18 protein-coding genes are annotated in these 25,404 nt (G+C 53.7%); 12 read left to right on the forward strand and 6 right to left on the reverse strand.

Features of this window, described 5'->3' with window-relative positions:
* Positions 1 to 18 precede the first annotated feature (18 nt).
* Complete coding sequence (locus Q4491_RS02830; RefSeq protein ID WP_303454380.1) at positions 19 to 1,239, reverse strand: multifunctional CCA addition/repair protein; 1,221 nt, start codon at positions 1,237 to 1,239, stop codon at positions 19 to 21.
* A 103-nt stretch (positions 1,240 to 1,342) separates the two neighbouring features.
* Here Q4491_RS02830 and Q4491_RS02835 point away from each other — a divergent pair, with 103 nt between their 5' ends.
* Entirely contained in the window at positions 1,343 to 3,631 is a 2,289-nt protein-coding gene (locus tag Q4491_RS02835) for an AAA family ATPase (protein ID WP_303454382.1), read from the forward strand.
* Between the two features lie 105 nt (positions 3,632 to 3,736).
* Here the strand turns inward: Q4491_RS02835 and Q4491_RS02840 are convergent, their stop codons facing one another.
* The 3 genes from Q4491_RS02840 to Q4491_RS02850 all read right to left on the reverse strand — a co-directional run bounded on the left by Q4491_RS02840 (position 3,737) and on the right by Q4491_RS02850 (position 6,484).
* Positions 3,737 to 4,357, reverse strand: coding sequence for a TIGR04211 family SH3 domain-containing protein (locus Q4491_RS02840; RefSeq protein WP_192015457.1), 621 nt, complete (start codon positions 4,355 to 4,357; stop codon positions 3,737 to 3,739).
* Positions 4,358 to 4,504: 147 nt separating this feature from the next.
* A complete protein-coding gene (locus tag Q4491_RS02845; RefSeq protein ID WP_192015458.1) occupies positions 4,505 to 5,773 on the reverse strand; it encodes an inorganic phosphate transporter in 1,269 nt (422 codons plus the stop codon).
* Positions 5,774 to 5,803: 30 nt separating this feature from the next.
* Positions 5,804 to 6,484: a TIGR00153 family protein gene (locus Q4491_RS02850; RefSeq protein ID WP_192015459.1), complete on the reverse strand. Its 681-nt coding sequence runs from the start codon at positions 6,482 to 6,484 to the stop codon at positions 5,804 to 5,806.
* Positions 6,485 to 6,935: 451 nt separating this feature from the next.
* Here Q4491_RS02850 and Q4491_RS02855 point away from each other — a divergent pair, with 451 nt between their 5' ends.
* On the forward strand, positions 6,936 to 8,453 hold the full coding sequence (locus Q4491_RS02855) for an inorganic triphosphatase (RefSeq protein WP_303454390.1): 1,518 nt from the start codon (positions 6,936 to 6,938) through the stop codon (positions 8,451 to 8,453).
* 94 nt (positions 8,454 to 8,547) lie between these two features.
* Here Q4491_RS02855 and Q4491_RS02860 read toward each other — a convergent pair whose 3' ends face one another.
* The gene (locus Q4491_RS02860; RefSeq protein ID WP_192015673.1) at positions 8,548 to 9,336 is read right to left on the reverse strand and encodes a potassium channel family protein; all 789 of its coding nucleotides are present in this window, start codon (positions 9,334 to 9,336) and stop codon (positions 8,548 to 8,550) included.
* 239 nt (positions 9,337 to 9,575) lie between these two features.
* Here Q4491_RS02860 and Q4491_RS02865 point away from each other — a divergent pair, with 239 nt between their 5' ends.
* The 3 genes from Q4491_RS02865 (at position 9,576) to hldE (ending at position 15,732) form a co-directional block, all read left to right on the forward strand.
* On the forward strand, positions 9,576 to 11,174 hold the full coding sequence (locus tag Q4491_RS02865) for a methyl-accepting chemotaxis protein (RefSeq protein ID WP_237793772.1): 1,599 nt from the start codon (positions 9,576 to 9,578) through the stop codon (positions 11,172 to 11,174).
* Between the two features lie 171 nt (positions 11,175 to 11,345).
* Positions 11,346 to 14,216: a bifunctional [glutamate--ammonia ligase]-adenylyl-L-tyrosine phosphorylase/[glutamate--ammonia-ligase] adenylyltransferase gene (glnE, locus tag Q4491_RS02870; protein ID WP_303454396.1), complete on the forward strand. Its 2,871-nt coding sequence runs from the start codon at positions 11,346 to 11,348 to the stop codon at positions 14,214 to 14,216.
* Positions 14,217 to 14,301: 85 nt separating this feature from the next.
* The gene (hldE, locus tag Q4491_RS02875) at positions 14,302 to 15,732 is read left to right on the forward strand and encodes a bifunctional D-glycero-beta-D-manno-heptose-7-phosphate kinase/D-glycero-beta-D-manno-heptose 1-phosphate adenylyltransferase HldE (protein WP_192015463.1); all 1,431 of its coding nucleotides are present in this window, start codon (positions 14,302 to 14,304) and stop codon (positions 15,730 to 15,732) included.
* Between the two features lie 211 nt (positions 15,733 to 15,943).
* Here hldE and tolC read toward each other — a convergent pair whose 3' ends face one another.
* Positions 15,944 to 17,236 carry an outer membrane channel protein TolC gene (tolC, locus tag Q4491_RS02880; protein WP_192015464.1) on the reverse strand — a complete coding sequence of 431 codons (1,293 nt, stop codon included), beginning with the start codon at positions 17,234 to 17,236 and terminating at the stop codon, positions 15,944 to 15,946.
* A gap of 419 nt (positions 17,237 to 17,655) precedes the next feature.
* Here tolC and nudF point away from each other — a divergent pair, with 419 nt between their 5' ends.
* The 7 genes from nudF (at position 17,656) to Q4491_RS02915 (ending at position 25,399) form a co-directional block, all read left to right on the forward strand.
* Positions 17,656 to 18,300, forward strand: coding sequence for an ADP-ribose diphosphatase (gene nudF / locus Q4491_RS02885; RefSeq protein WP_255557855.1), 645 nt, complete (start codon positions 17,656 to 17,658; stop codon positions 18,298 to 18,300).
* The gene (locus tag Q4491_RS02890; RefSeq protein ID WP_192015466.1) at positions 18,297 to 18,725 is read left to right on the forward strand and encodes a DUF1249 family protein; all 429 of its coding nucleotides are present in this window, start codon (positions 18,297 to 18,299) and stop codon (positions 18,723 to 18,725) included. Before nudF ends, Q4491_RS02890 begins: the two co-directional genes overlap by 4 nt.
* Positions 18,726 to 18,753: 28 nt before the next feature.
* Positions 18,754 to 19,578 carry a 3',5'-cyclic-AMP phosphodiesterase gene (gene cpdA / locus Q4491_RS02895; RefSeq protein WP_303454403.1) on the forward strand — a complete coding sequence of 275 codons (825 nt, stop codon included), beginning with the start codon at positions 18,754 to 18,756 and terminating at the stop codon, positions 19,576 to 19,578.
* Positions 19,578 to 20,156 carry an esterase YqiA gene (gene yqiA / locus Q4491_RS02900; protein WP_192015468.1) on the forward strand — a complete coding sequence of 193 codons (579 nt, stop codon included), beginning with the start codon at positions 19,578 to 19,580 and terminating at the stop codon, positions 20,154 to 20,156. Before cpdA ends, yqiA begins: the two co-directional genes overlap by 1 nt.
* A 120-nt stretch (positions 20,157 to 20,276) precedes the next feature.
* The gene (gene parE / locus Q4491_RS02905; RefSeq protein ID WP_192015469.1) at positions 20,277 to 22,166 is read left to right on the forward strand and encodes a DNA topoisomerase IV subunit B; all 1,890 of its coding nucleotides are present in this window, start codon (positions 20,277 to 20,279) and stop codon (positions 22,164 to 22,166) included.
* A 71-nt stretch (positions 22,167 to 22,237) separates the two neighbouring features.
* Complete coding sequence (gene parC, locus Q4491_RS02910; protein ID WP_303454406.1) at positions 22,238 to 24,502, forward strand: DNA topoisomerase IV subunit A; 2,265 nt, start codon at positions 22,238 to 22,240, stop codon at positions 24,500 to 24,502.
* Positions 24,503 to 24,673: 171 nt separating this feature from the next.
* Positions 24,674 to 25,399, forward strand: a complete 726-nt coding sequence (locus Q4491_RS02915) for a 1-acylglycerol-3-phosphate O-acyltransferase (protein ID WP_192015471.1) — start codon at positions 24,674 to 24,676, stop codon at positions 25,397 to 25,399.
* Positions 25,400 to 25,404: the final 5 nt, after the last annotated feature.

Raw genomic sequence — 25,404 nt, forward strand, 5'->3', positions numbered from 1 at the left:
CTGAGGTGATAAGCTATTTTAACGCCCCAGCATCTGCGCCGCTGCCTCGGCGCGGCGGATAGCCAGTTGTTCCTTGATGGCTGCGCCCTGGTAGCCCGCCTCAATGATAGGTTTCACTTCGACGGTCTGTACGGCCGCGAAGACATCCTGCAGGATATCGGCCTGCAGGTAGGGGTCGTCTTCAAACCCGGTCCGGCCGCGAATATCCGCCCGGCAGCAAATGGCTAGCTGTTCAACACGCTCCGGCTTTCGCCAGGCGTCTATCTGATCAAAGAGTCTGATAAAAGTGGCGGGGCGCATCTCTTGCGCGCGGTGTACTTTGGTGTGCTGAGCGCAGACCATGAGCGCGGTATCGCGATAATGGTTCGGCACTCTCAGGCGCTGGCACAGCTGGCGGATCACATCCATCCCCAGCTGGCAGTGCAGTTTATGGCTGGGCAGTTCAGCTTTGGGCGACAAGGCTTTACCCAGATCATGCACCTGGGCACTAAAGCGGATCACAGGATCGTCACTCAGCAGTGCCGCCTGATAGGACACCATCAGGGTATGGATACCGGTATCGATTTCCGGGTGCCACTTCTCGGGCTGCGGAACACCAAACAGCGCGTCGATCTCTGGCATTACGATGCCCAGTGCGCCGCACTGGCGCAGCACGGTCAGGAAGATATCCGGGCGCTCGGTATGCAGGGCACGCTCCCATTCCTGCCACACACGCTCGGGCGTCAGGGCTTCCAGCTCACCGTCAGCTACCATCTCCTGCATCAGAGCCAGCGTTTCCGGTGCAACGGTGAAGCCCTGCGGAGCAAAACGGGCAGCGAAGCGGGCGACCCGCAAGACACGCAGCGGATCTTCAACAAAAGCCTGCGATACATGGCGCAACTGACGCTTTTCTATATCCTGCTGGCCCTGATAAGGGTCGAACAAGGTGCCATCCTGCGACTCGGCAATGGCGTTGATGGTCAGATCCCGCCGCATCAGATCCTGCTCCAGTGTTACATCCGGCGCGGCGTAGCATTCAAAGCCGGTATAGCCTTTGCCCGATTTCCGTTCGGTACGGGCCAGAGCATATTCTTCTTTGGTTTTGGGGTGCAGAAAGACAGGAAAATCGCTACCTACCTGGCTGAACCCTTGATCCAGCATGTGCTGAGGCGTGGTGCCGACGACCACCCAGTCTTTGTCTTTGACGGGTAATCCCAGCAGCCGATCCCGTACCGCGCCGCCAACCAGATAAATATCCACTTTTCTCTCCTCGTCTTTTGTCAGTCTTGCCCCCGAAGGGTATACAATCGGTGTCACGAACGCTAATGTATCTCAGTTATTTTACTTCATCCCGGACGAAGACATGTACAAGGCATTTTTTGGCCTGACCGAAGCCCCGTTTTCGATTGTGCCCAGCGCACGATTTCTTTATCTCAGCGATCGCCACCGTGAAGCGCTTAATCACATGCTTGCCGGACTGACTGATGGCGGGGGGTTTGGGCTGCTCACCGGCGAAGTCGGTACCGGCAAAACCACAGTGCTGCGCGCCTTGTTATCCAAGCTGGGCGAGGAAACCCAAGTTGCAGTGGTACTGAACCCGGCGTTATCGGCCCATGAATTGCTGGAAAGCATCTGCGATGAGCTAGGGCTGCAGGCGTCACCGCAAGACAGCTATAAGATTTTGACCGACAGACTGTACGGCCACCTTAAAGCCAATGACCAGGCCGGCCGCCATACCCTTTTGCTGGTCGATGAAGCGCAGCATCTGCTGCCGGATGTACTGGAGCAGCTGCGTTTGCTGACCAACCTGGAAAATGATCAGCGTAAATTGCTGAAAGTGGTACTGGCTGGCCAGCCTGAACTGCAGCAGTTACTGCAGCAGCCGGGATTGCGTCAGCTGGCTCAGCGCATTACCTCACGCTATCACTTGTTGCCCTTAACCGAAGTAGAAGTGGCAGCTTACGTCCGTTTTCGTCTTGATCAGGTCGGTTGCGCTCACCAGATTTTCTCTCCTCAGGCACTCAAGACGCTGGCCCGGGTATGCGGCGGCATTCCGCGCCAGATCAACCTGGTGTGTGATAAAGCTTTGCAGCTTGCCTGCCGGGACAGCCGATATCAGATCAACCCTGAGCACATCAAGCAGGCCAGTGAGCTGGCACTGGGATGGGCGGTCGCCCAGCCCGCACAAGTTGCGGGGTCATCGCGCAACCGGCTGGGTTGGGCCATTGCAGCGATACTGGCTCCGGCATTAATTGCGGCGGGCTACTGGGGCGGTGGCTGGGTAGCAGAAAATAAGCTGGGTGCAGTCGTGCAGGAAACGGCTGTGGTGTCTGCGCCTGCTGCTTCGGGCCATTCTCCTGAAACGGACCAAGCCCAGGCGCTGACGGCACTGGAAAAACGCTGGCAAGCTGTGCTGGCTCTGCAGCCGACGGAAAGGCAAGCCATGCAGACCCTGTACCAGCTGTGGGGCTATGAAGTCTCGCCCAGTCAGGCAAACTGTCTCAGCAGTACGCGTATCGGTCTGACCTGTCAGCAAAGCAAAGGCGATCTTGCACAGCTCAGCCTGATCAATCGTCCAGCCATCCTGCCTCTGACCAATGACGATGGCGACAGCTTTTATGCGGTACTGTACGCGCTCTGGCCGGGCGAAGCCGAGCTGATGCTGGGCGGAGAGCGGCTCAGAGTGAGCCGGGAGTGGCTGCAGGCGCACTGGCAGCAAGATTATACCCTGATGTGGCGTCCGCCGATGGGGGAGAGCACCAGCATCCGTTATGGTCAGCAAGGTAGCCGGGTGGCCTGGCTGGATCAGCAGCTTAACCGTTTACTGGGTGAGCCGGGCGTGGCCAGCAGAGACTTTGATCAAAGTGTGCTGGATAAGTTACGTCGTTTTCAACAGGCTCAGGGCTTGTATGCCGATGGCATTGCCGGGCCGATGACGCTGATGGTACTGGACACTGCATTGTCGTTGCCCGGGCCGACATTGCATCAAGAGTACCGCACCGATGGTGATACTGTTATTGGCGGACACCCTATGTCGTTTTTGCCGTTACCCAGGATAACTACCGAGGCCTTGCCGGCACCGGGTTTGCCCTTATACAGTAATGCAGAACGCAGTGCTTCTGAGGTCTGGCGGCCGTTAAACTCCTCTTCTGGTGAACAGCCCTTTGGCACAGCTGCCGGTAATACTGCTGCCATGGACACAGCAGCAATGGACACCGCAGCCAGTGACAGCCAGATGAACTTTCTGGATTTGGATAAACTGGATTTGTCGGGCTTGTCGCCTGAGCTGGCCAATCGGCTGCATCAGGCAATTGCTGCCACCGATCAGGCCGATACACCGGCCTTGGTGGATCCCAGAACGGTCACCGCGGCGGTTGTGAAACAAAAACCCTACGTAGCAGAAAATGTCATGACGCTGGCAGACTTGCCTCAGGGCGTTCAGGCGCGTTTACCGGCCATCAACCTGCAGACTCATATCTATTCATCCAGTGCGGACAGTCGCTGGGTTAAGGTGAACAACCGTGAAGCTTACGAAGGGGATGAGGTTGCTCCTGGCGTGACGCTGGAGAAGATTGAGCCGCGTAAGGTGATTCTGGATTTTGAGCATATCCGGTTTGAAATGGCAGCATTGTCGCAGTGGCCGTCAGGGTAAGGCTCACTATCGGCTTCAGCCGGAAAGTGTGGCAGACGGAAACAAAAAAGGCAGCTCAGCTGCCTTTTTTGTCTTTGGAACGGCTATTGGCGCATGGCCTGGCCATCAGGCCCAGCCATTATTACGCTTCTTGCGGCGTGGGATCAGGTGCGGCAGTACCAGACCAAACAGCAGTCCTCCGCCTGCGACCATGCCGCCGTAGGTAAACCATCTCATCAGCAGATCGTCTGCCTGGGTATCCAGTTTAGCGCGCAGTTCGCGGATTTCAGACTGGGAAGTCGACAGCTGATCATTCAGCTTGATGTTTCGCTCTTCCAGGTCGGTGATCTGCTCAGTGCGGTTCTCCAGTGATGACTGAAGAGTCGCATTGCGCTCATCGCTGGACTGCTTGGCGTTGGCCAGTGCTTTTTTCACTTCAGTCAGTTCTTTTTCTAACTTTGGCAGGCGCTCTTTCAGGCCAACCTGGTTAGAAATGAAATCACTTTTGACCCAGCCTGTGCGGCCTCGGTCGTCAACCACCTTAGCGAAACCCGATTCTTTGTTGACTTCCAACAGGGTTACTTTTGTGCCAGCGTCTACGCTGCCCATAATTTTGAATTGCGTACTTGGCCCGCGATGCATGTAAGTAAACAGGTCATCGGAGATGTAACGCACCTGCTGAGCGTGTACCTGAGCTGTCATCAGAACGGTGATAGCGGCAAAAACTAAGCGGATAAGTTGCTTCACTCTGGGATCCTTGAAGGAGCTTGATTAATCGATGGAGCACAGATACTAAGAATTTTGCGGCGATGGCGCAAGAGGAGAGGGAGGCATAGCCTCCCTCTTTTGACCTTGTGCTACTTTTTTGTAAAGTTTACGGAAGACTGACAAAAATCAGCCAAAAGCCGCTTGCATTACATAGAAGAAAATGACTGCTAACAGGGCACCTGCTGGCAGGGTAACGATCCAAGACGCCACGATGTTACGAACAACACCCATGTTCAGGGCGGCAATACCGCGGGCAAAGCCTACACCCAGTACCGCACCTACCAGTGTTTGCGTGGTAGAGATAGGCAAACCTGTGCCCGACGCCAGTACGACGGTCGACGCGGTAGCCAGCTGTGCTGCAAAGCCGCGACTCGGTGTCAGCTCGGTAATACCTGTACCCACAGTCGCCATGACTTTGTGACCCATGGTCGCCAGACCCACGACTATACCCAAACCACCCAGCGGCAGAATCCACCAGGCAATGGCGGTTTTCTCGGACAGCTCACCCATGTGTTCAACCGTCGATACCACAGCAGACAATGGGCCAATGGCGTTAGCCACATCGTTGGAGCCGTGTGCAAATGCCATCGCACAAGCGGTGACCACCATCAGCAGGCTGAATACGCGCTCAACGCCCGCATAGCCGTTATGGCCAACAGTCTGTTCGGCATCGGCATAGTTGCGACGGATATAGAGATAGCCAAATCCCATCACGATCAGTGAAACCGCGATCGAAGCCAGCCAGGCTTCACCTGTCGACAAGTGCAGGCCAACATGTTTCAGACCTTTCTTGATAGTCACCAGTGCGATGACCATAGTGGTAAGGAACATATAGACAGGGACAAAGCGCTTGGCGTTGATGAGCGGGGTATCGGTATCAAATATCAGCCTTTGTGCACTGATAAAGATGACATAGGCAAAGATACCAGAGATCAGTGGCGTAATAATCCAGCTGCCCACTATGCCCTGCACTGAGCCCCAATCAACGGCTTCCGTACCGACAGATACGCAGGCAAAACCTATGATGGCACCTATGATGGAGTGCGTAGTGGAGACAGGCCATCCCATGTAGGACGCCAGCAATAGCCATGAACCTGCCGCCAGCAACGATGCCATCATGCCGTAAACCAGTACTTCAGGCTGATTTACGTAGTAAGAGGTGTCAATTACCCCTTTACGTATGGTGTCTGTGACTTCGCCACCGGCCAGATAGGCGCCGGCAAATTCAAAGATCATGGCGATGATAATAGCCTGTTTGACCGTCAGCGCCTTGGAACCTACAGAGGTACCCATTGCGTTAGCCACATCATTGGCACCAATACCAATAGCCATTAGAAAGCCAAAGAGGGCCGCCACCATGATGATCATGGTGCCATAATTAGCCAGGATTTCCATTGTAAAACCTTGTTGTATTTACCTTGCTCGTTATGAGCGGGATAGCATGATTTCGAGTCGTGAACCGACACGCTGAGCCTGGTCGGCGATACCGCCAATCCATTCGAAGATCTTATACATAAACATCACATCGACTGGATTGTACTGGTCTTCGACCTTACGTAGTTGCTGGCGCAGGATAACCTGCATGCTGTCGGTATCATCTTCGATAACGTCAAGCTGATTGATCATTTCTGCTACCAGGGTAACTTCACGGCCCTTAAAGCCGGTTTCCAGCAGTTCATCCAGTTCATGGATGACACGGCTGGCCTGATTGGCAGCATCAAGGCAGCGTTGAACGTAGGCAAGAAAGTCTGGATAAAAGTGCTCAGGGATGTCTAACTGACGTCCGTAGACACGACCTGCAATATCTTTGGCCAGATTTGCGAGTTTGTCCTGCTGAGTGAGGAGATCCAGCATGTCAGTCCGGTCGACTGGCATGAAAAGACCACGAGGAAGCTTGAGACGGATTTCACGTTTGAGCACATCCGCATCTTTTTCAAGCTGCGAAATCTGTTCACGATACTGTCCGGCTTTTTCCCAATCTTTGGCGTGACACGCCTCGAAAAACGGAACAAGCAGTTCACAACATTCATTCACACGAGTGACATGGCGTTGCAATGGTTTGATTGGGGATTTAGCAAAGAGCCCCATAATTGTATTCACTGGCATAGCCGATCAACCTAAAGATACCTGTAATAAAGGCGAAATCTTGAGCGATGGATCAGAGCCTGTTGCCTTTGGAGTATCGACCCGAAAAGAGGCGAGTTCTATGCTTTAAAAAGGCAGGAATGGTATGGCGGAAAGAGAGCTAGAGAAAGAGGGTAACGTCACGAGCCAGAATTGTCCCCACCGCCCCATCAGGTTGAGGAGAACAAGCGCTTCTCTGCGTTACTCATCATTTATTTAGCGCACTAAACTCCATGATTCGTGCCTTGATTAGCGCTTTTTCAGCACTGGTTAGAGCAAATAGTCCAAAGGTCAACAGGCCCTATGGCGCGCATGTTAACGTATAACTTAGTACAGGGAAACACATTTTGTACGCCTATTTCTGGAGATTTCTTGCTTGCTACAGGCCGGATTAGCCAATATCCTTGGCTGGCTACCGTTTATAGGGACAATTATGGAAACCGAGATAGAACTGAAGTTTTTCGTCTCAGCGGATTTTTCGGGTCAGTTATTGCGGAAGATTGCTCAAGTCAAAATCTTGCAGCAAAGCAGTAAACGACTGGGTAACATTTACTTTGATACCCCTGAGCAAATTCTTCGTCAGCACGACATCGGCTTGCGGGTTCGCCGCATTGATGATGTTTATATTCAGACCCTTAAGACAGCCGGACGTGTTGTTGCAGGACTGCATCAGCGCCCCGAATACAATGCTGAACTCAACGGCCCGCAACCGGATTTAGCCTTACATCCGAGCGATGCCTGGCCTGAGCACTTTGATATTGCGGCTATTTCCAGCCAAATCTCGCCTTTATTCTCTACCGACTTTGAACGCCAGCAGTGGTTGATTGCTATGCCGGATGGCAGCCAGATCGAACTAGCATTCGATCAGGGTGAAGTGCGTGCCAATGACAGCAGTGAGCCGATATGCGAAGTGGAACTGGAGCTGAAATCCGGCCAGACCGATGCCTTGTTCACTCTGGCTCGCGAACTGTGTGAAGAAGGTGGCATGCGTCTGGGGAACCTGAGTAAAGCGGCAAGAGGCTATCGTCTTGCTGCCGGGCATCAGGGGGATGACGTGTTGCCTCTATCTTATGTGCCTCTTGCTGCGGATGTCTCATCAGAAAATGCGTTAGTGATTGCCATGGAGCATGCGCTGGCGCACTGGCATTATCACGAGCAGATCTATGTTGAGCGTCAGGCATTGCCGGCACTGACTGAGATCAGCCATTCGATTTCCCTGATCCGCCAGACCCTGGTGGTGTATGGCAGCATGATACCTCGCCGGGCCAGCGCGCAGCTTCGTCAGGAACTGACCTGGCTTGAAGGTGAGCTGATCTGGCTGCAAGAAGCGGACGCGATACAACGCTGGCTGGCCGAAAAAGGCCATGCGCTGAAAAAGCTCAATGCCAGAAAATCTCTGGTCAAACAGCTCAAAGAACGTCAGGAAGAACTGCCGGAGCCGGATGATATTCTGCGTCTGTTCAAATCGGCGCGTTACTGTAATTTGCTGCTTAACCTGAGCAGCTGGCTGCTGAGCCGCGGATGGCAACCTTTCCTGGACGAAAAAGCCAGAGAGCGGCTGGCGGCATCGGCGAAGTCATTTGCCGATTCGGCCTTATCGAAAGCCTGGGAAGAGCTGGCAGAGGCCTTCAGTGAGAAGCGAGCGCTCAGCCGGGCAGATTATCTCGACCAGCAGGCAAGACTGCTGCGTAATCTGGTGGGCGGCCTGTGTTTTGCTTCTTTATATGAAGATGAGCGCCGCGAAGTGTTCCGCAGCCCGTGGCTGGATATTCTGCAGGGCATGGAAGACTTGCGTCAGCTTGAGCCGATTCGCTCCCTTCAGCCTGACTACGAAGATGAAGAAGATCGCAAGCAGATCGATAAATGGCTGCACCGCAAGGAAGACTCCCTGCTGCATGCGATGGATCAAAGCCGCCAGATAGGTCTGGCACAGCCGCCTTACTGGCCATAATCTTTATCCCATCCGCCATTGCCGCCGTTAACGCCTTCTGACTCAGAAGGCGTTTTTTGTTGTTTCCCCTCAACTACCACCTTTGGTGGCTGTGTTATTTTTCGTTTTCTTTTCCGCTGTGTTGAGTTGATTCAGTCAGTCGCTGCTCAAGATCATCAATACGCTTGAGCAACAGATTCTGGTTATCAAGAATTTTGTCCCAGTGCTTTTGATCATGGTGGTGGATGGCGGGCTTGTGTCTGTCGGGGTCTGACACAAACGAGCTGATCAAACCTGCCACCATACCGAACAGGCCAACACCGCAGGTAATAATCACGGTTGCCAGTATTTTACCCAGTGTCGTCACCGGATAGTGATCCCCGTAGCCCACAGTGGAGATAGTGACAAAGACCCACCAGATAGCATCATCGGCCGAGTGAATATTGGCATTGGGATCGTGGCTTTCAATGATAAGGATCAAGGAGGAGCCGACGGTAACCAGTACAGTGAGAAGCAAAACAATAGTGGCTATGGTGGCTTCGCGCCGGTAATCCAGAATATGCTGCAAAAGCTGCTGGCCGGAGCGAATCAGACGTAACACCCGGAAGATCTGCACCAGGCGCATAAAGCGTAACGGCTCGATGATAGGTATGCTGGCAAGGTAATCGGGCCAGTGTGTTTTCAGGAAGGCTTTTTTGTTCTGGCTTCGCAGCAGATCACCGGTGAGCTGGAGCCAGAAAACCAGACAGATTAGCGTATCTATGGTGATAAACAGTGAATAGACCCTGTCTTCACGCGGAATAAAGAACAGGCTGGTGACCAGAGCCAGTGACACGAATGACAATACGAGTGCCACCAGACTCATGGGATTCAGTTCATGTTTGACACCATCGATCTTTTTCATCATTCAATTTCAGATATTTAATACAGACATATATGATACTCGGTACCGCTGGCAAGTTGAATTTACCGGTGTTGTTGAGTCAATTGCAAGCCTGTTCTGAGCGCAGACGGCGTTTTTGTCAGTTTGCAGACAACCTTATTCAATACTGGCTCCTTGCAGCCAGGCCGATGATTCGAAGCGTTCGAGGACTGAACCGCTTTAGGATCAACAGATCCTAGGACAAAGGAGAGATAATAATTATGGCTGACATGGCTTTCAAACCCTGGGAAAAAGGGCTGAGTAATATCAGGTTAGTGCCCAAACTCATCGTACTGATGGTATTCAGTACCTTATTACTGGTAGGGAAACAATTGTGGGACGCCAGTATTTTCTATCAGTCAGTCATTGATATTCAGAAAGAGCAAGTCAGAGAGCAGGCACAAAAACAAGCGGCCATGTTTAGCAGCCTCTTGTCTCAGGGAGAGCAGGGACAGGCGATGGCTCTGGCTGCGGTACAGGCGCAAAAAAGTGTGGACGGTGCGTATTACTATCTGGTTAACACAGAAAACGGCCGGGTGCTGGGTCATCCGGGTGCTGAGCAGATCAAGGCGCTGAGCCGCTCTGCCGAAGATGGCCAACCGCTCGGTGCTGTGCTGTCTCAGTTAAGCAGTGAGCGCGCACTTACCCTGGATGGCGGCAAGCGATTTGAATTTGCCGTGCCTCTGGCCGGCAGCGCTCACTGGTTAGTGATCGCTTCACAGTCTGCCGATTATGCGGACAGTTACTACAGTGCCTATATGGTGCAGATAGCCTGGCAGACGGCCTTGATGATCCTGGCTTTTATGGTGTTGCTGTTAGGGGCTGCCAGCCTGATGCTGCGTCAGACCGGCTATCTGGCCGATGCCATTAAGCGTCTGGCCAACCGTGATCTTTCTCAGCCGATAGTGATGAATTGTCAGGATGAATACGGGGATTTGGCGCGCGAGCTGGAACGTACCCGCATTCAGCTCAAAGAGGTGATTCAGAATCAACGCAGCGTTTCGGGTGAACTGCATGAGCTGGCGGATGTGATGTCAATGAGCATGCAGGAAACCAAAGAGTCGGCGCAGGAAGAGTTTCATGAGATTGACCAGCTGGCTTCTGCCATGAGCGAAATGACCTCTACGGTGCAAACCGTGGCCGAGCATGCACGTGAAGCCTCCGGTGCCACCGAGGGGACGGCGAAACAGGCCCATCAGGGACAGGAATTTGTGGTGAAAACGATCGCCACCATAGATCAGCTGTCCACCGATATCCGTGCCTCTGCTGAGGCCGTGACTCAGGTTGAAAGCCGGGTTGAAAAAATTGGCAGCGTAATTGTCACCATTCAGGGTATTTCCGAGCAAACTAACCTGCTGGCACTCAATGCCGCCATTGAAGCCGCACGGGCCGGTGATGCCGGGCGAGGATTTGCCGTGGTGGCCGATGAAGTGCGTAACCTGGCGCAACGTACCCAGGTGGCCACTGTCGAAATTCAGGACATGATTGGTCAGCTGCAAGACAGTGCCAAGCAGGCTGTTGGTCTGATGGAGCAAAGTGTGGTTGAGGCCGCTGAAGGGGTGGATCTGGTGACCAGCGCAGGCGGGGAGCTGGATAAGATTGTCCAGCAGGTTCAGCGCATCAATGACATGAACTTCCAGATTGCGACTGCCTCTGAACAGCAAAGCGCGGTGGCGGAAGAGATGAACCAAAATCTGAATAATGTAAGGGAATTAGTGGAAGCTTCTGTGGTGGTAGTCACTGAACTGACAGAAACGGCGGATACGATGAAAGGCCAGTCAGCCGATTTGGAACAGAAAATTCAGGCTTTCCGCATCTGACAGATCCCAGACTGTTCTTCGCGCCATTTTTAGACTCACACGCCCACCGACAGGTGGGCGTTGTTGTCGTAATCCGTTATCTTATTGCTTATACCTGAGAAACCTGACCAGGCTCGGGTGGTTGACTGCGATGCTGGGCGGACAGCCCCGACTGATTGCCAAGGAATTGATATGACACACGCACTCTTGCAACACGCTGCTGAACAGGCTCTGGAAAAGTTGCAGCAGGCTCACCCGGATGCATTGGCCCAGTGGCCATCGGATTTGAACGACGAACTGAGTGCCGTGCTCGGTCTCAGTGATTTCATACAGACCTCTCTGGTGCAGGATGGTGATTTACTGTCCTGGCTGCCCCAAGCCCTGACTGTCGGGGAGCGCGCCGAGCAATACCGTTCTGAGCTCAGGGAGGCCCTGTCAGCAGTGGTTGACGAAACCGTGTTGTTAAGGGAGCTGCGCGCCTTTCGTCGCCGTGAAATGGTGTGGATTGCCTGGCGCGATTTTACCGGCCGTGCCACCCTGAGCCAAAGCTTGTCGCACCTGTCCGGCCTTGCCGAAGCGCTGATCATGGAAGCTTATAACTGGCTCTACGCGCAGTGTTGTCAAGAATATGGCACCCCAGTCAATGCTGACGGTGAGCCCCAGCCTATGCTGATCCTGGGCATGGGTAAACTGGGTGGCGGTGAGCTGAATTTCTCTTCAGATATCGATTTGATTTTTACTTATCCGGAAAACGGCGAAACTCATGGCGGACGGCGCAGCATTGCCAACGCCCAGTTTTTTACCCGTCTGGGACAAAGACTGATCAAGGCGCTGGATCAACAGACAGTTGACGGCTTTTGCTATCGGGTTGACATGCGTCTGCGTCCGTTTGGCGACAGTGGCCCTCTGGTCATGAGCTACGCCGCACTGGAAGATTACTATCAGGAACAGGGCAGGGAGTGGGAACGATACGCCATGATCAAAGCCAAAGTCATGGGTAACGAAAGCGCTGGCCATTATCAGGCTCTGCGGCAGATGCTGCGTCCTTTTGTCTTTCGCCGCTATATTGATTTCAGTGCGATACAGTCACTGCGCCGGATGAAATCCATGATCAGCTCAGAGGTTCGCCGTCGCGGTCTGAGCAATAACATCAAACTCGGCGCGGGCGGGATCCGCGAAGTCGAATTTATCGCACAATCCTTCCAGTTAATCCGTGGCGGGCGAGAGCCCAGCCTGCGGCACCGTGGCCTGCGGGAAACGCTGGATGCCGTCAATGCTCTGGGGTTATTGCCGGCAGAGCAGGTACAGCATCTGGAGCAGGGGTATGCTTTTTTGCGCCGTCTGGAAAACCTGTTACAGGCCATCAATGACAAACAGACGCAGACGCTGCCGGATACCGAGCTGGACAGAATACGGCTCGCCACCGCGATGGGATGCGCCGACTGGCACGGACTGCAACAGCAGATTCAGCAGCACATGGCTGAGATCCATCAAGTGTTCGACGAGATTATCGGGGCCGATGAGGAAGACAGTCATGACGCTGCGGCGCAGCCTTATCATGAAATGTGGACCATGATTGAGGATGAAGAGCTGGTAACAGCGATTCTGAATGATGTGGCCGCCCCGGATGCCGCCCGTCAGGCTGAAGTGCTGAGCCATATGAAAGCGGAGCTGGCCAAGCGCACTATAGGGCCGAGAGGCCGTGAAGTACTGGCCCGTCTGATGCCCGAAGTGCTGGTGCGTATTGTCACCCGTGCAGATGCACCTGTGGTGCTGGATCGTGTCTCCCGCCTGATTGTCCGCATTGCCACCCGGACCACCTATCTGGAATTGCTGAGCGAACATCCCGGCGCGCTGGATCACCTGGTTAGGCTCTGTGCGGCCAGCTCTATGGTGGCAGAGCAGCTGGCTCAGTATCCCATTCTGCTCGATGAATTACTCGATCCTCAGCACTTGTACAATCCTGTGCCTCTGGATCAGTACCAGTCTGAGTTGCAAGAGTACCTGGCACGAATCCCGGAAGAAGACATGGAGCAGCAGATGGAAGCCATCCGCCAGTTTAAGCAGGCGCAGTTACTGCGTATTGCGGCGGCGGACATTGCTGATGTGCTGCCTCTGATGAAAGTCAGTGATCACCTGACCTATCTGGCGGAAGCGATTATCGCTGCTGTAGTCAAGCAGGCCTGGTTACAGATGGTGGCTAAGTATGGTGAGCCGTCACATCTGGCTGAGCGTAACAGTACCGGTTTTGGTGTGATCGGCTACGGCAAGCTGGGGGGGCTGGAGCTGGGCTACGGTTCCGATCTGGATCTGGTCTTCCTGCATGACTGCCCGACAGAGGTGTACACCAATGGCGATAAAGCCATTGACGGTCGTCAGTTCTACCTGCGGCTGACGCAGAGAATCGTCCACTTGTTCTCTACCCGTACCTCATCCGGCGTCTTGTATGAGGTTGATGTCCGTTTGCGTCCGTCTGGCGCATCCGGGTTGCTGGTCAGCCCGCTGGACGCCTTTGCGGCCTATCAGGCACAGGAAGCCTGGACCTGGGAGCATCAGGCGCTGGTGCGTGCGCGTATAGTGTATGGCGATCCGGTACTCAGGGCCGGTTTTGATCAGGTCAGAGCCGACATATTATCACGCCCGCGTGACGCCGGTGCGCTGCGTCAGGAAGTGATGGAGATGCGCGAGAAAATGCGCCAGCACCTCGGCACGAAAAAAACGGGGCAGTTTGGCCTGAAGCAGGATCCCGGCGGCATTACGGACATTGAATTTATTACTCAGTATCTGGTGTTACGCCATTGCGCCGGTCAGCCGGCATTAACCCGCTGGTCCGATAATATTCGCTTGTTTGAAACCATGGCAGCCAAAGGGGTACTGGAAGAGGAGCAGGTGATGGCGCTGATTCAGGCATATTGCACGCTGCGTGATGAAATTCACCGCCTGAATTTGCTCGGTCACGATGCCTATGTCGATGACAGCCAGTTTACGGCAGAGCGACACCTGGTGACACAACTGTGGCAAACCATTTTTCGGCCAGAACCCAACGCAGCCCCTGAGTGTTAACCCGATGCCAGTGACATGCCCTGCCTGTATGCAGTACAGGCTTTTATGATAATATTCCGCTGTTTTTACCGTTCCGGAGAGAAGAATGAAACTGACACTGCCTGATTATGACCAAGCCAGTGTGCTGGTTGTGGGTGATGTAATGCTGGACCGCTACTGGACTGGCCCGACTGGACGGATTTCCCCGGAAGCGCCGGTACCCGTTGTGAAAGTGGACCAGATTGAAGAGCGTCCTGGCGGTGCTGCCAACGTAGCCATGAACATTGCCGCCCTGGGCGGGCACGCTCGCCTGGTTGGCCTGACAGGCATTGATGATGCTGCGCGGGCGCTCAATGAAAAGTTGGCATCGCTCAAAGTGCGTTGTGATTTTGTCTCCCTGCCGGATTATCCCACCATCACTAAGCTGCGCGTGATGAGCCGCGGGCAGCAACTGATCCGCCTGGATTTTGAAGAAGGTTTCCACGATGTGGATGTCGACCTGATTCTGCCACGGCTTGAACAGGCGTTGCCGAACGTGAAGGCAATGATACTGTCCGATTATGCCAAAGGGGCGCTGGAACATGTCCGCGCAATGATCGAACTGGGACGCCGCTTCGGTGTGGCAGTGCTGATCGACCCGAAAGGGACAGATTTCGAGCGTTATCGCGGCGCGACTATGTTAACGCCCAACCTGACTGAATTTGAAGCGGTTGCCGGTAAAGCGAAAACCGATGAAGAGCTGGTGGAAAAAGGGCTGGCGTTGATCGAGAAATTTGATCTGGAGGCCTTGCTGATCACGCGTAGCGAGCATGGTATGACCTTGCTGCAGAAAGGCCAGGAGCCGCTGCACATGCCTACACAGGCCAAAGAGGTGTACGATGTCACCGGTGCCGGCGATACAGTGATTTCGGTACTGGCAGCTTCGCTGTCGGCCGGTAAATCCCTGTCTGATGCCTGCAAGCTGGCCAATGCTGCCGCTGGTGTAGTGGTTGGTAAACTGGGTACTTCAACCCTGTCGACCATTGAGCTGACCAATGCGGTGCATGGCAGCCAGGACAGTGGTTTTGGGGTGATGGCCGAAAGCCAGCTTAAACAAGCGGTACTGGCGGCTAAGGCCCGTGGCGAAAAAGTGGTGATGACCAATGGTTGCTTTGATATCCTTCATGCCGGGCACGTGGCTTATCTGAATGAAGCCGCCAAGCTGGGTGATCGCCTGATTGTGGCGGTGAATGCCGACAGTTCAGTGCGGGCTCTGAAAGGGGCGGGACGTCCGGTGAACCCTGAGGATCGCCGCATGGCCGTACTGGCCGGTCTGGCTGCGGTAGACTGGGTCGTGCCGTTCAAAGAAGATACGCCTCAGCGCCTGATCAGCGAGATCCTGCCGGATCTGCTGGTGAAAGGCGGTGATTATAAACCTGAGCAAATTGCCGGTGGCCAGGAAGTGATTGCCAACGGCGGTGCAGTACGTGTACTGAACTTTGAAGACGGCTGTTCAACCACAGAAATTATCGAAGCGATTCGCGGCGGTAAAGGCTGACAGGCTGTTCGGTGCAGGCCGCAGCACAGCGATTGAGTGTCTGCGGCCACTGTGACTGAGGCCATAGTTACTGAGGCCACAGCTACCGAGGCCACAGCTACCGAGGCGATGGCACTGAAACTATGGCTACAGAGTGAGCCGAACCTACAAAAAAAGCGCCATTGCAGGCGCTTTTTTTGTTTCAGGGCATAATTGCGTCTTTTTTGCGATCTTATTTTTTGACCGGGATAAGACCTGTGTTGACATCCAGAATGTCCTGCTCATTGAGCGAACCGACAGCCTGCTTGAGCTGCAACTGGCTAATAATGTAATCGTAGCGGGCAGTAGCCAGCTGACGGTTGGCATCATACAAACGGCGGGTTGCGTCCAGTACGTCAACAATAGTACGGGTACCGACATCAAAACCGGCTTCGGTGGCTTCCAGTGCTGAACGGGCCGAGATCACCGACTGCTGGTAAGCCTTCAGAGCGCCGATAGATGCGTTGATGTTGTTATAGAAAGCCCGCACATTCTTGACTACGCCGCGGTAGGTTTCTTCCAGAGTCTCACTGGAGGAGACGTAAGCGTATTGGGCTTGTTTCACTTCAGAGGTTACCCGACCACCCGTGTAAACCGGCAGATTCAGGTTAATGCCTGCAGAAATGGTTCCTTCATCGCTGCTCAGGCCTTGCTGCATGTCGTTGTAGCTGTAGCCGGCATCAAAGCTCAGTGTTGGCAAATGCCCTGACTCAGCCAGTGCAATACGGTCGCGCGAGACGTCCTGAGCAATACGGGCACTTAGCAGTGTCAGGTTTTCGCTTTCTGCGTTTTCAAGCAGGGTGCGGACAGTATTGTTCGGGCTGCTGGCGGAGAAGCGCTGGGTATCCAGGACAGAAAGATCTTTATGCGCCTGACCCGTGATTTCACGCAGTTCTTCATAGCTGTTGGTCAGGGCGTTTTCTTTCAGGATTTCATCAGCCAGAACGCTGTCATACTGAGCCTGTGCATCGTGTACGTCAGTGATGGCAGACAAGCCGACTTCAAAGCGCTGTTTGGTCTGCTCCAGCTGACGGCCAACGGCCGCTTTTTCGGCACGTACGAACTCTAAATCGTCCATTGCACGCAATACTGAGAAGTAGGCGGTGGATACACGCAAAATCAGGTTTTGCTGAGCCACGGCATAGCTGGCATCGCTTTGACGGGCTTGTTTTTCGCTGATATCAAGGTTGACCCAGCTGGCGCGATTATACAGCGACTGACTCAGACTCAGACCGCCGTTAAATCCTTCATCATCGATGTCCAGGCGGGAGGCCTGCAATCCGGCAGTCAGATTGATTTGAGGCAATAGCGTACTGCGGGATGAATTAATCGCTTCGAAAGCGGTATCTTTATCAGCCGCGGCCCGTAGCAGCTGAGGGTCGTTCTGTTTGGCTTGTTCATAGATATCGGCAAGATCGTCAGCCATGGCAAATGGGCTGAGGCTACCCAGTGCTAAGCCTAGATAAAGCGGAAGCAATTTTTTCATGAATGCTTTTTCCTGGTCCTGACAAAATAATGTGCAATGTTCAGTTTACCTGATGATAGCTTGCTTGAAACTGATCAATTGTGATTTTTTTGTGCAAATTTAACAAAAGAACATGCTGTTTATTGAAGGAAATTGCAATCTTTTTGTACAGGTGTCGCAACGGTAGTGGTTGATTCCCATCATTGACCAGCAAAAATTTACTTGTAAGAAAGTAATATTGTACCAGTTTAACATTAGTCGCCAGATCACGGGTGTTCATTTTTGAGTTGAGTTAAATATAACTGCAACATTTATTAAAAAAGTTGAGCTCAGCCATTGCGTCATAATAGCGATGAATGAAAAAATGCCGTTTTGGTTTACTGTGGCCTCAAGTGAGCCTGAGCGATAATTGTGAAAGGCCCATGACATGGAGATTACCGATGTCTGACTCGTCCAGAAATAACCCGGGAGCGTTCGGCGCGATGGATGTCGAAGTGGAGCATGAAGAAACGCTTTATCAGGGTTTCTTCAGCCTGAAAGCATTCCGTTTTCGCCATCGCTTGTTTGCCGGCGGCTGGAGCCAGACTCTGACCCGTGAACTGCTGGAGCGTGGCCATGCGGCGGCCTTGCTGCCGTACGATCCTGTGCGTGATCAGGTGGTACTGGTGGAGCAGTTCCGAATTGGCGCCCTGGCTGGCGATTGCCAGCCCTGGCAGCTGGAAATTGTGGCTGGAATCATTGAGCCTGGCGAAAACGCGGAAGAGGTGGTCAGCCGGGAAGCGGTGGAAGAAGCGGGCATCCAGGTAGATCAACTTGCCCATATTACCCGCTATCTGTCCAGCTCAGGCGGGTGCTCGGAAACCCTGAGTGTCTATGCCGGTTGTGTCGATAGCCGCCTGGCATCCGGTATTCACGGGCTTGAAGATGAAGGTGAGGATATCAAGGTGCATGTGGTCAGCCGTGAAGAAGCGTATGATTGGGTGGTGTCTGGTAAAATAGAAAATGCGGCCAGCATCATTGCGCTACAATGGTTGCAATTACACTATCACCAACTGCAGGCCGATTGGGTTAAGGACAAGTTGTGAACAGAAGGTACACGGTCGATCTCGCGGGTATCATGCGTTTATATGAAACCAACTATGCGAAGTTGCTTCCATTACTGCCAAAAAGTGAAGCGGTAGGGGAGGAGTGTGCCTATCAGGTCGGCGGCCATGATTATAAGCTCAGGATATTGGAATCAACCCGCTACACCACGCTGATTCAGCTGCAAATGGAAACCGATACAGGCTTGCCTGAATACCTGGTACCCACCTTTAAAGTGCGGCTTTATCATGACGCCAGGGTGGCAGAAGTGTGTTCTATTCAGCAGATTTCACGTTTGAAGCCAAGGTATGATTACCCCAATATGCGGATGCACCAAAAAGATGAAAAACATCAGGTTAATCGCTTTTTGGGAGATTGGCTGGCTTACTGCCTGAAGAACGGTCTCAGTAAGCAATCGGTTTATTAACGATTTCATTCAACAAGGTTTTGACGTTTTGCAGACCTATTCTCTGCCGCAGGATAATTCAGATAGTGTACTTTTGCTGCAACTGACCGACACCCATTTGTTTGCGGATGCCAAGGGCAGCCTGCTGGGCGTGGCAACAAAAGACAGCTTTCATGCCGTACTCGACGAAGTGGCGGCTCAGCTACGCCCGTTTCATGCCATTATTGCAACGGGTGATATCTCGCAGGATCACACACCAGCCTCTTATCAGCGCTTTGCCGATGGGATCGGACGCTGGGTGCAACCCTGTTTCTGGCTGCCCGGTAACCACGACTATCAACCCAGCATGAAAAGCGTGCTGCCCTCACCGCAGATCAAGGCCTGTGATCAGGTACTGGCCGGTGAGCGCTGGCAGGTGATTCTGCTCGACAGTCAGGTGGTGGGCGTACCACACGGTGAATTAAACCAGGTGCAGCTTCAGATGCTTGATCAGGCTCTGGCTGCCCACCCGGACCGCCATGCACTGGTGCTGCTGCACCATCATCCACTGGCTGCCGGCAGCCGCTGGCTGGATCAGCATCAGCTGAAAAATCATCAGGCCTTTTGGCAAGTGGTCTCTGAGTATCCTCAGGTGAAAGCCGTATTATGCGGACATATCCATCAGGAACTGGATGTACTGCATCAGGGAGTTCGGGTGCTGGCCACGCCGTCGACCTGTATTCAGTTTAAACCTGACTCCAATGATTTTGCTCTGGATCAGTCCAACCCCGGATGGCGTTGGCTGAGTCTGCAAGCGAACGGTGACATTGATACCAAAGTCGAACGGGTGCGCCAGCGCACCTTCTCGCCGCAGTTTGACGCCGCAGGTTACTGATGGAATCTTTACTGCTTTATCTGCACGGTTTTAATAGCTCGCCGCAATCGATGAAAGCCCGGCTCATGGCACAATACTGCCAGGCGAACCGGCCTGATATCCGGCTCGAGATCCCACAATTACCGTCTTACCCGAGCCAGGCGGCGCACGCTATTGATACATTAGTGACTGACTTAAAGTCGGCGTATCGCATTGGCCTGGTCGGCAGCTCGCTGGGCGGCTATCTGGCCACCTGGCTGAGCCAGCGGCATCATTTGCCTGCTGTGCTGGTCAATCCGGCCGTGAAGCCTTTTGAGCTGCTGACAGATTATCTGGGAGAGCAGGTAAACCCGTATACGCAAGAGAAGTACGCTTTGTCGCCGCCTCATATGGATGAGCTGAAGGTGCTGGAGATTCCAGAGCTGAATCAGCCGGATTTACTGTGGTTGTTGCAGCAGGAAGGTGATGAAGTGCTGGACTACCGTCAGGCGGTGGAAAAGTATGCAGCCTGTCGTCAGACGGTAGAACCGAACGGCGATCACAGTTTCATTGGATTTAATCGTTATCCCGCCGATATTGTCCGCTTTTTAGGTTTATAACTGTTTCGCAGCGTGCTTTCGGGCATGGCATTGTTTATTGACTCGTATTAGCCTCAGCTTGACATCAAGGCTGAGGTTACTGACTATTGTGGCAACATTTTCTCGTAACTTTCCGAATCTATGACAGACCAAAGCTATAACGCTGGAGCCATTGAGGTTCTGAACGGCCTAGAGCCGGTTCGACGTCGCCCTGGCATGTATACCGACACGGCGCGGCCAAACCACCTGGGTCAGGAAGTCATCGACAACAGTGTCGATGAAGCCCTGGCTGGCCATGCCAGGAAAGTCGAAGTGATCCTGCACGATGATCAATCGCTTGAGGTGATTGATGACGGCCGGGGTATGCCCGTGGATATTCACCCGGAAGAAGGGGTATCCGGGGTCGAGCTGATCCTGTGTAAACTCCACGCAGGCGGCAAATTCTCCAATAAAAACTATCAATTCTCAGGCGGTTTACACGGGGTCGGTATCTCCGTAGTGAATGCACTCTCTAAGCGCGTCGAAGTCACGGTCAAGCGTGACGGACAGGTGTATCAGATTGCTTTTGAAAACGGCGATAAAGTCAGTGAACTCGAAGTCATTGATACCTGTGGCCGCCGCGCCAAGGGGACGCGTGTTCATTTCTGGCCGGATGGTAAGTATTTCGACAGCCCGAAGTTTTCAGTCAGCCGCCTGAAAAGCGTGCTGAAAGCCAAGGCGGTATTGTGCCCTGGCCTGGAAATTGTATTCACTGACAAACTAGCCAACGAAACCCTACGCTGGTGCTACGAAGATGGCCTGAAAGATTACCTGTTTGAAGGTGTCAAGGGCTATACCCTGCTCCCTGAATCCCCCTTTACGGGTGTCTTTACCGGACAGACCGAAGCGGCAGACTGGGCCGTGGTCTGGTTGCCGGAAGGCGGTGAATTAATCACTGAAAGCTATGTGAACCTGATTCCAACAGCGCAGGGCGGTACGCATGTTAACGGCCTGCGTCAGGGCTTGCTGGATGCGATGCGGGAATTTTGTGAATTTCGTAATCTGCTGCCGCGCGGTGTGAAACTGACGGCTGAGGATATCTGGGAGCGCTGTGCCTATGTGCTGTCGGTGAAAATGCAGGATCCGCAGTTTGCCGGTCAGACCAAAGAACGCCTGTCATCCCGCCAGTGTGCGGCCTTTGTCTCGGGCGTGGTCAAAGATGCATTCAGCCTGTGGCTCAATGAGCGTCCGCAAATAGCCGAACAGCTGGCGGAATTATGTATTGCCAATGCCCATCGCCGGATGCGTGCCAGCAAGAAAGTGGTGCGTAAGAAAATCACCAGCGGGCCGGCATTACCGGGCAAACTGGCCGACTGTTCGATGCAGGATCTCAATAGAACCGAGCTTTTCCTGGTGGAAGGTGACTCAGCAGGCGGTTCCGCCAAACAGGCTCGTGATCGTGTGTTTCAGGCGATCATGCCGTTGCGCGGTAAGATTTTGAACACCTGGGAAGTGTCGGCGGATCAGGTACTGGCCTCACAGGAAGTCCATGATATTTCAGTGGCGCTGGGGATTGACCCGGACAGTGATGATCTGAGCGGCCTGCGCTACGGTAAGATTTGTGTGCTGGCCGACGCCGACTCAGATGGTCTGCATATCGCCACCTTGTTATGTGCGCTGTTCATGAAGCATTTTGAAGCCCTAGTGCGAGCCGGTCATGTGTATATCGCCATGCCGCCTTTGTACCGTATCGATCTGGGGAAAGAAGTGTATTACGCCCTGGACGAGGCGGAGAAAGAAGGCATTCTCGATCGCCTCAGCGGCAAACGCGGCAAAGTGAATGTGCAGCGCTTTAAAGGCTTGGGTGAGATGAACCCCTTACAGCTGCGTGAAACCACTATGGATCCCAATACGCGCCGTTTGGTGCAACTGACAGTGGATGATGACGAGCAGACTATCCTGATGATGGATATGCTGCTGGGTAAAAAGCGCGCTGAAGACCGCCGTAGCTGGCTGCAGAGTAAGGGTGATCTGGCCGACGTGGAAGTCTGAGCCTCGCCAATTGATGATTTCCGCCTGCCGGTCAGACCGGCAGGTATCAGGACAACACGGATTTAGCCACCATGACTGATGTCTCAATGGAAGGTATCGAGCAGCTGCCGCTGCGCAAGTTTACTGAAGATGCCTATCTGAATTACTCCATGTACGTAATCATGGACCGGGCCCTGCCGTTTATCGGCGATGGCCTGAAACCGGTACAACGCCGGATTATTTACGCTATGTCAGAGCTGGGCCTGAGCGCCACAGCCAAATATAAGAAATCGGCCCGTACTGTCGGTGACGTTCTGGGTAAATACCACCCGCACGGCGACTCGGCCTGCTACGAAGCCATGGTACTGATGGCGCAGCCCTTCTCATACCGCTACCCGCTGGTGGACGGTCAGGGGAACTGGGGTGCCCCGGATGATCCGAAATCGTTCGCTGCGATGCGTTACACCGAATCGCGTCTGTCCCGTTTTTCTGAAATCCTGCTGAGCGAGCTGGGCCAGGGCACGGTGGAATGGGGGCTGAACTTTGACGGCACCATGAAAGAGCCGACTATGCTGCCAGCCCGGCTGCCGCATATTTTACTCAATGGGGTGACAGGCATTGCCGTGGGTATGGCGACGGATATTCCGCCGCATAACGCCCGTGAAGTGGCCAATGCCGTGGTGCATCTGATTGAGCATCCGCAGGCGGATCTGGATGCCTTGATGGAATTCGTCAAAGGCCCGGATTACCCGACGGAAGCGGAAATCACCTCTTCCAGCGAGGATCTGAAAAGAATTTACCGTACCGGTAAAGGCAGCGTGAAGATGCGTGCTGTGTGGTCGAAGGACAACGGCGAAATCATTATCACCGCTCTGCCGCATCAGGTGTCCGGTTCTAAGTTGCTGGAGCAGATTGCCGGCATGATGCGCGCGAAGAAGCTGCCGCTGGTGGAAGACTTGCGTGATGAATCGGATCACGAGAACCCGACCCGCATTGTGATCGTACCGCGTTCAAACCGGATCGACGCCGAGCAGCTGATGGAGCACCTCTTTGCGTCGACAGATTTAGAAAAGAGTTTCCGGGTTAACCTCAACATGCTGGGGCTGGATGGCCGTCCTCAGGTGAAAGGCCTGGTAACTATCTTGTCAGAATGGCTGGTGTATCGCCGCGAAACCGTGCGCCGCCGTTTGCAGCACCGTCTGGATAAAGTGCTGGCGCGCCTGCACATTCTCGAAGGTTTACTGGCGGCTTATCTCAATATCGACGAAGTGATTGAGATTATCCGCACGGAAGACGATCCGAAAGCTGAGCTGATCAGCCGCTTCGGGCTGAGTGCGACGCAGGCCGAAGCCATTCTTGAGATCAAATTACGCCAGTTAGCCAAGCTGGAAGAGATCAAGATCCGCGGCGAGCAGGATGAGCTGAGCAAAGAGCGTGAGAAGCTGGAACAGCTGCTGGGCTCTGAACGACGCATGAACACTTTGCTGAAGAAAGAAATTCTGGCCGATGCCGAGACATACGGTGATGATCGCCGTTCGCCGCTGGTTGAGCGTGCTGAAGCCAAGGCGATGACTGAACGTGACTTGCTGCCCAGTGAAGCTATCACTGTGGTGCTGTCCGACAAAGGCTGGATCCGCCACGCCAAAGGGCATGAGGTGGATCCGAGCAGCCTGAACTTTAAGTCTGGCGACAGTTACCTGAGCCATGCCCGCGGTAAGAGTAACCAGCCAGCGATCTTTATTGGCAGCGATGGCCGCAGCTATGCGCTGGAGTCCCATACACTGCCCTCGGCGCGGAGTCAGGGTGAACCTGTGACCGGCCGTCTCAATATTACGGCCGGCAGCAGCGTGCGTCAGGTGCTGATGTCTGAAGAAGAGCAATACTGGCTGATGGCCTCTGATGCCGGTTATGGCTTTGTCTGCAAGGCCAGCGATATGATCTCCAAGAACCGCAATGGTAAGGCCTTGTTGTCCGTTCCGGCGGAATGTGAGGTGATGCCGCCCCAGCCGATCTCAGATCTGAGCAAAGATCAGGTGCTGGCGATTACCAATGAAGGCCGCATGCTGATCTTCCCGATTCAGGATCTGCCGCAACTGGGTAAAGGCAAGGGCAACAAGATTATCAACATTCCTTCGGCCAGAGCCAAAGCCAGGGAAGAGTTTCTGTCTCACTTGCTGGTCTTACCGGCAGGCAGCGAACTGACCCTGTACGCAGGGAAACGTAAGCTGGGCCTGAAAGTCTCGGATCTGGAGAATTTCTATGGTGAGCGCGGCAGAAGAGGCGCTATGCTGCCTCGCGGTCTGCAGCGGGTCACCAGTTATGAAATTGCTTATCCTGATCAGAATCAAGACAGTTGATTGCCATTCACCGCAGCGTGTTAGACCAAATAAGCCTCGTTCAGAGGCTTATTTTATTTGCGCTTTACCGAACGGAAATGGCGTCAGGATCAAACAAAAAAGCCGTGATAAGGGTGTAATTTCCCTTTGACTGAGTATACTAGCGCACGCTTGTACGCTGAGGAGAATCTGATGATTGCTGTATTACGACTGTTGGCACTTACGCTGTTTGCCATCGTCATGTTTGTGTTTGGCTGTGGTTACTGCCTGTTAAGCCCGCGTAACCCGAAACACGTCCACACTATTGCGCTGTATTTCGCGAAAATGGCCCGCTTTCTGGGCATTAAACTGGAATTACGGGTTGCGGACGCCGCGCGGGAAGTGGGTCCGAGCGTCCATGTTGGCAATCATCAGAATAACTATGATCTGTTTACGATTTCAGGTGCTGTGCTGCCGCGTACAGTGACTGTCGGCAAGAAAAGCCTGCTGTGGATGCCGTTATTTGGTCAGTTATATTGGCTGACAGGCAACATTCTGATTGATCGCGCCAACCGCAGTAAAGCAATGGGGACTATCGGTCAGGTGGTGGCTAAAATTAAAGAGCGTAAGGTCTCGGTATGGATGTTCCCGGAAGGTACCCGCTCTCGTGGCCGGGGTCTGTTGCCTTTTAAAACCGGTGCTTTTCATGCTGCCATCGGGGCTGGTGTGCCTGTGGTGCCTATTGTGTGCAGCTCCACCGACAAGGTGAAGTTTAACCGTTGGAATAACGGCGTGGTGATTGTGGAAGTGATGCCGCCTGTCTCAACGGAAGGCATGACCAAAGAAGATGTCCGCGAGCTGTCAGAGCACTGTCGCAATCTGATGGCGGCTAAGCTGGATGATCTGAACGCCGAAGCGCAGGCCCGTTCAGCGAAATAACCGTC

Source organism: Photobacterium sp. 2_MG-2023, from assembly GCF_030547675.1.
Taxonomy (GTDB): domain Bacteria; phylum Pseudomonadota; class Gammaproteobacteria; order Enterobacterales; family Vibrionaceae; genus Photobacterium; species Photobacterium arenosum.

What these genes read in the sequence shown, in the direction of transcription:
- Q4491_RS02835 (WP_303454382.1), top strand. Translation starts at nt 1,343, where the DNA reads ATGTACAAGGCATTTTTTGGCCTGACCGAAGCCCCGTTTTCGATTGTG.
- Q4491_RS02845 (WP_192015458.1), bottom strand. Translation starts at nt 5,773, where the DNA reads ATGGAAATCCTGGCTAATTATGGCACCATGATCATCATGGTGGCGGCC.
- Q4491_RS02850 (WP_192015459.1), bottom strand. Translation starts at nt 6,484, where the DNA reads ATGCCAGTGAATACAATTATGGGGCTCTTTGCTAAATCCCCAATCAAA.
- Q4491_RS02855 (WP_303454390.1), top strand. Translation starts at nt 6,936, where the DNA reads ATGGAAACCGAGATAGAACTGAAGTTTTTCGTCTCAGCGGATTTTTCG.
- Q4491_RS02860 (WP_192015673.1), bottom strand. Translation starts at nt 9,336, where the DNA reads ATGAAAAAGATCGATGGTGTCAAACATGAACTGAATCCCATGAGTCTG.
- Q4491_RS02865 (WP_237793772.1), top strand. Translation starts at nt 9,576, where the DNA reads ATGGCTGACATGGCTTTCAAACCCTGGGAAAAAGGGCTGAGTAATATC.
- glnE (WP_303454396.1), top strand. Translation starts at nt 11,346, where the DNA reads ATGACACACGCACTCTTGCAACACGCTGCTGAACAGGCTCTGGAAAAG.
- hldE (WP_192015463.1), top strand. Translation starts at nt 14,302, where the DNA reads ATGAAACTGACACTGCCTGATTATGACCAAGCCAGTGTGCTGGTTGTG.
- tolC (WP_192015464.1), bottom strand. Translation starts at nt 17,236, where the DNA reads ATGAAAAAATTGCTTCCGCTTTATCTAGGCTTAGCACTGGGTAGCCTC.
- nudF (WP_255557855.1), top strand. Translation starts at nt 17,656, where the DNA reads ATGTCTGACTCGTCCAGAAATAACCCGGGAGCGTTCGGCGCGATGGAT.
- yqiA (WP_192015468.1), top strand. Translation starts at nt 19,578, where the DNA reads ATGGAATCTTTACTGCTTTATCTGCACGGTTTTAATAGCTCGCCGCAA.
- parE (WP_192015469.1), top strand. Translation starts at nt 20,277, where the DNA reads ATGACAGACCAAAGCTATAACGCTGGAGCCATTGAGGTTCTGAACGGC.
- parC (WP_303454406.1), top strand. Translation starts at nt 22,238, where the DNA reads ATGACTGATGTCTCAATGGAAGGTATCGAGCAGCTGCCGCTGCGCAAG.
- Q4491_RS02915 (WP_192015471.1), top strand. Translation starts at nt 24,674, where the DNA reads ATGATTGCTGTATTACGACTGTTGGCACTTACGCTGTTTGCCATCGTC.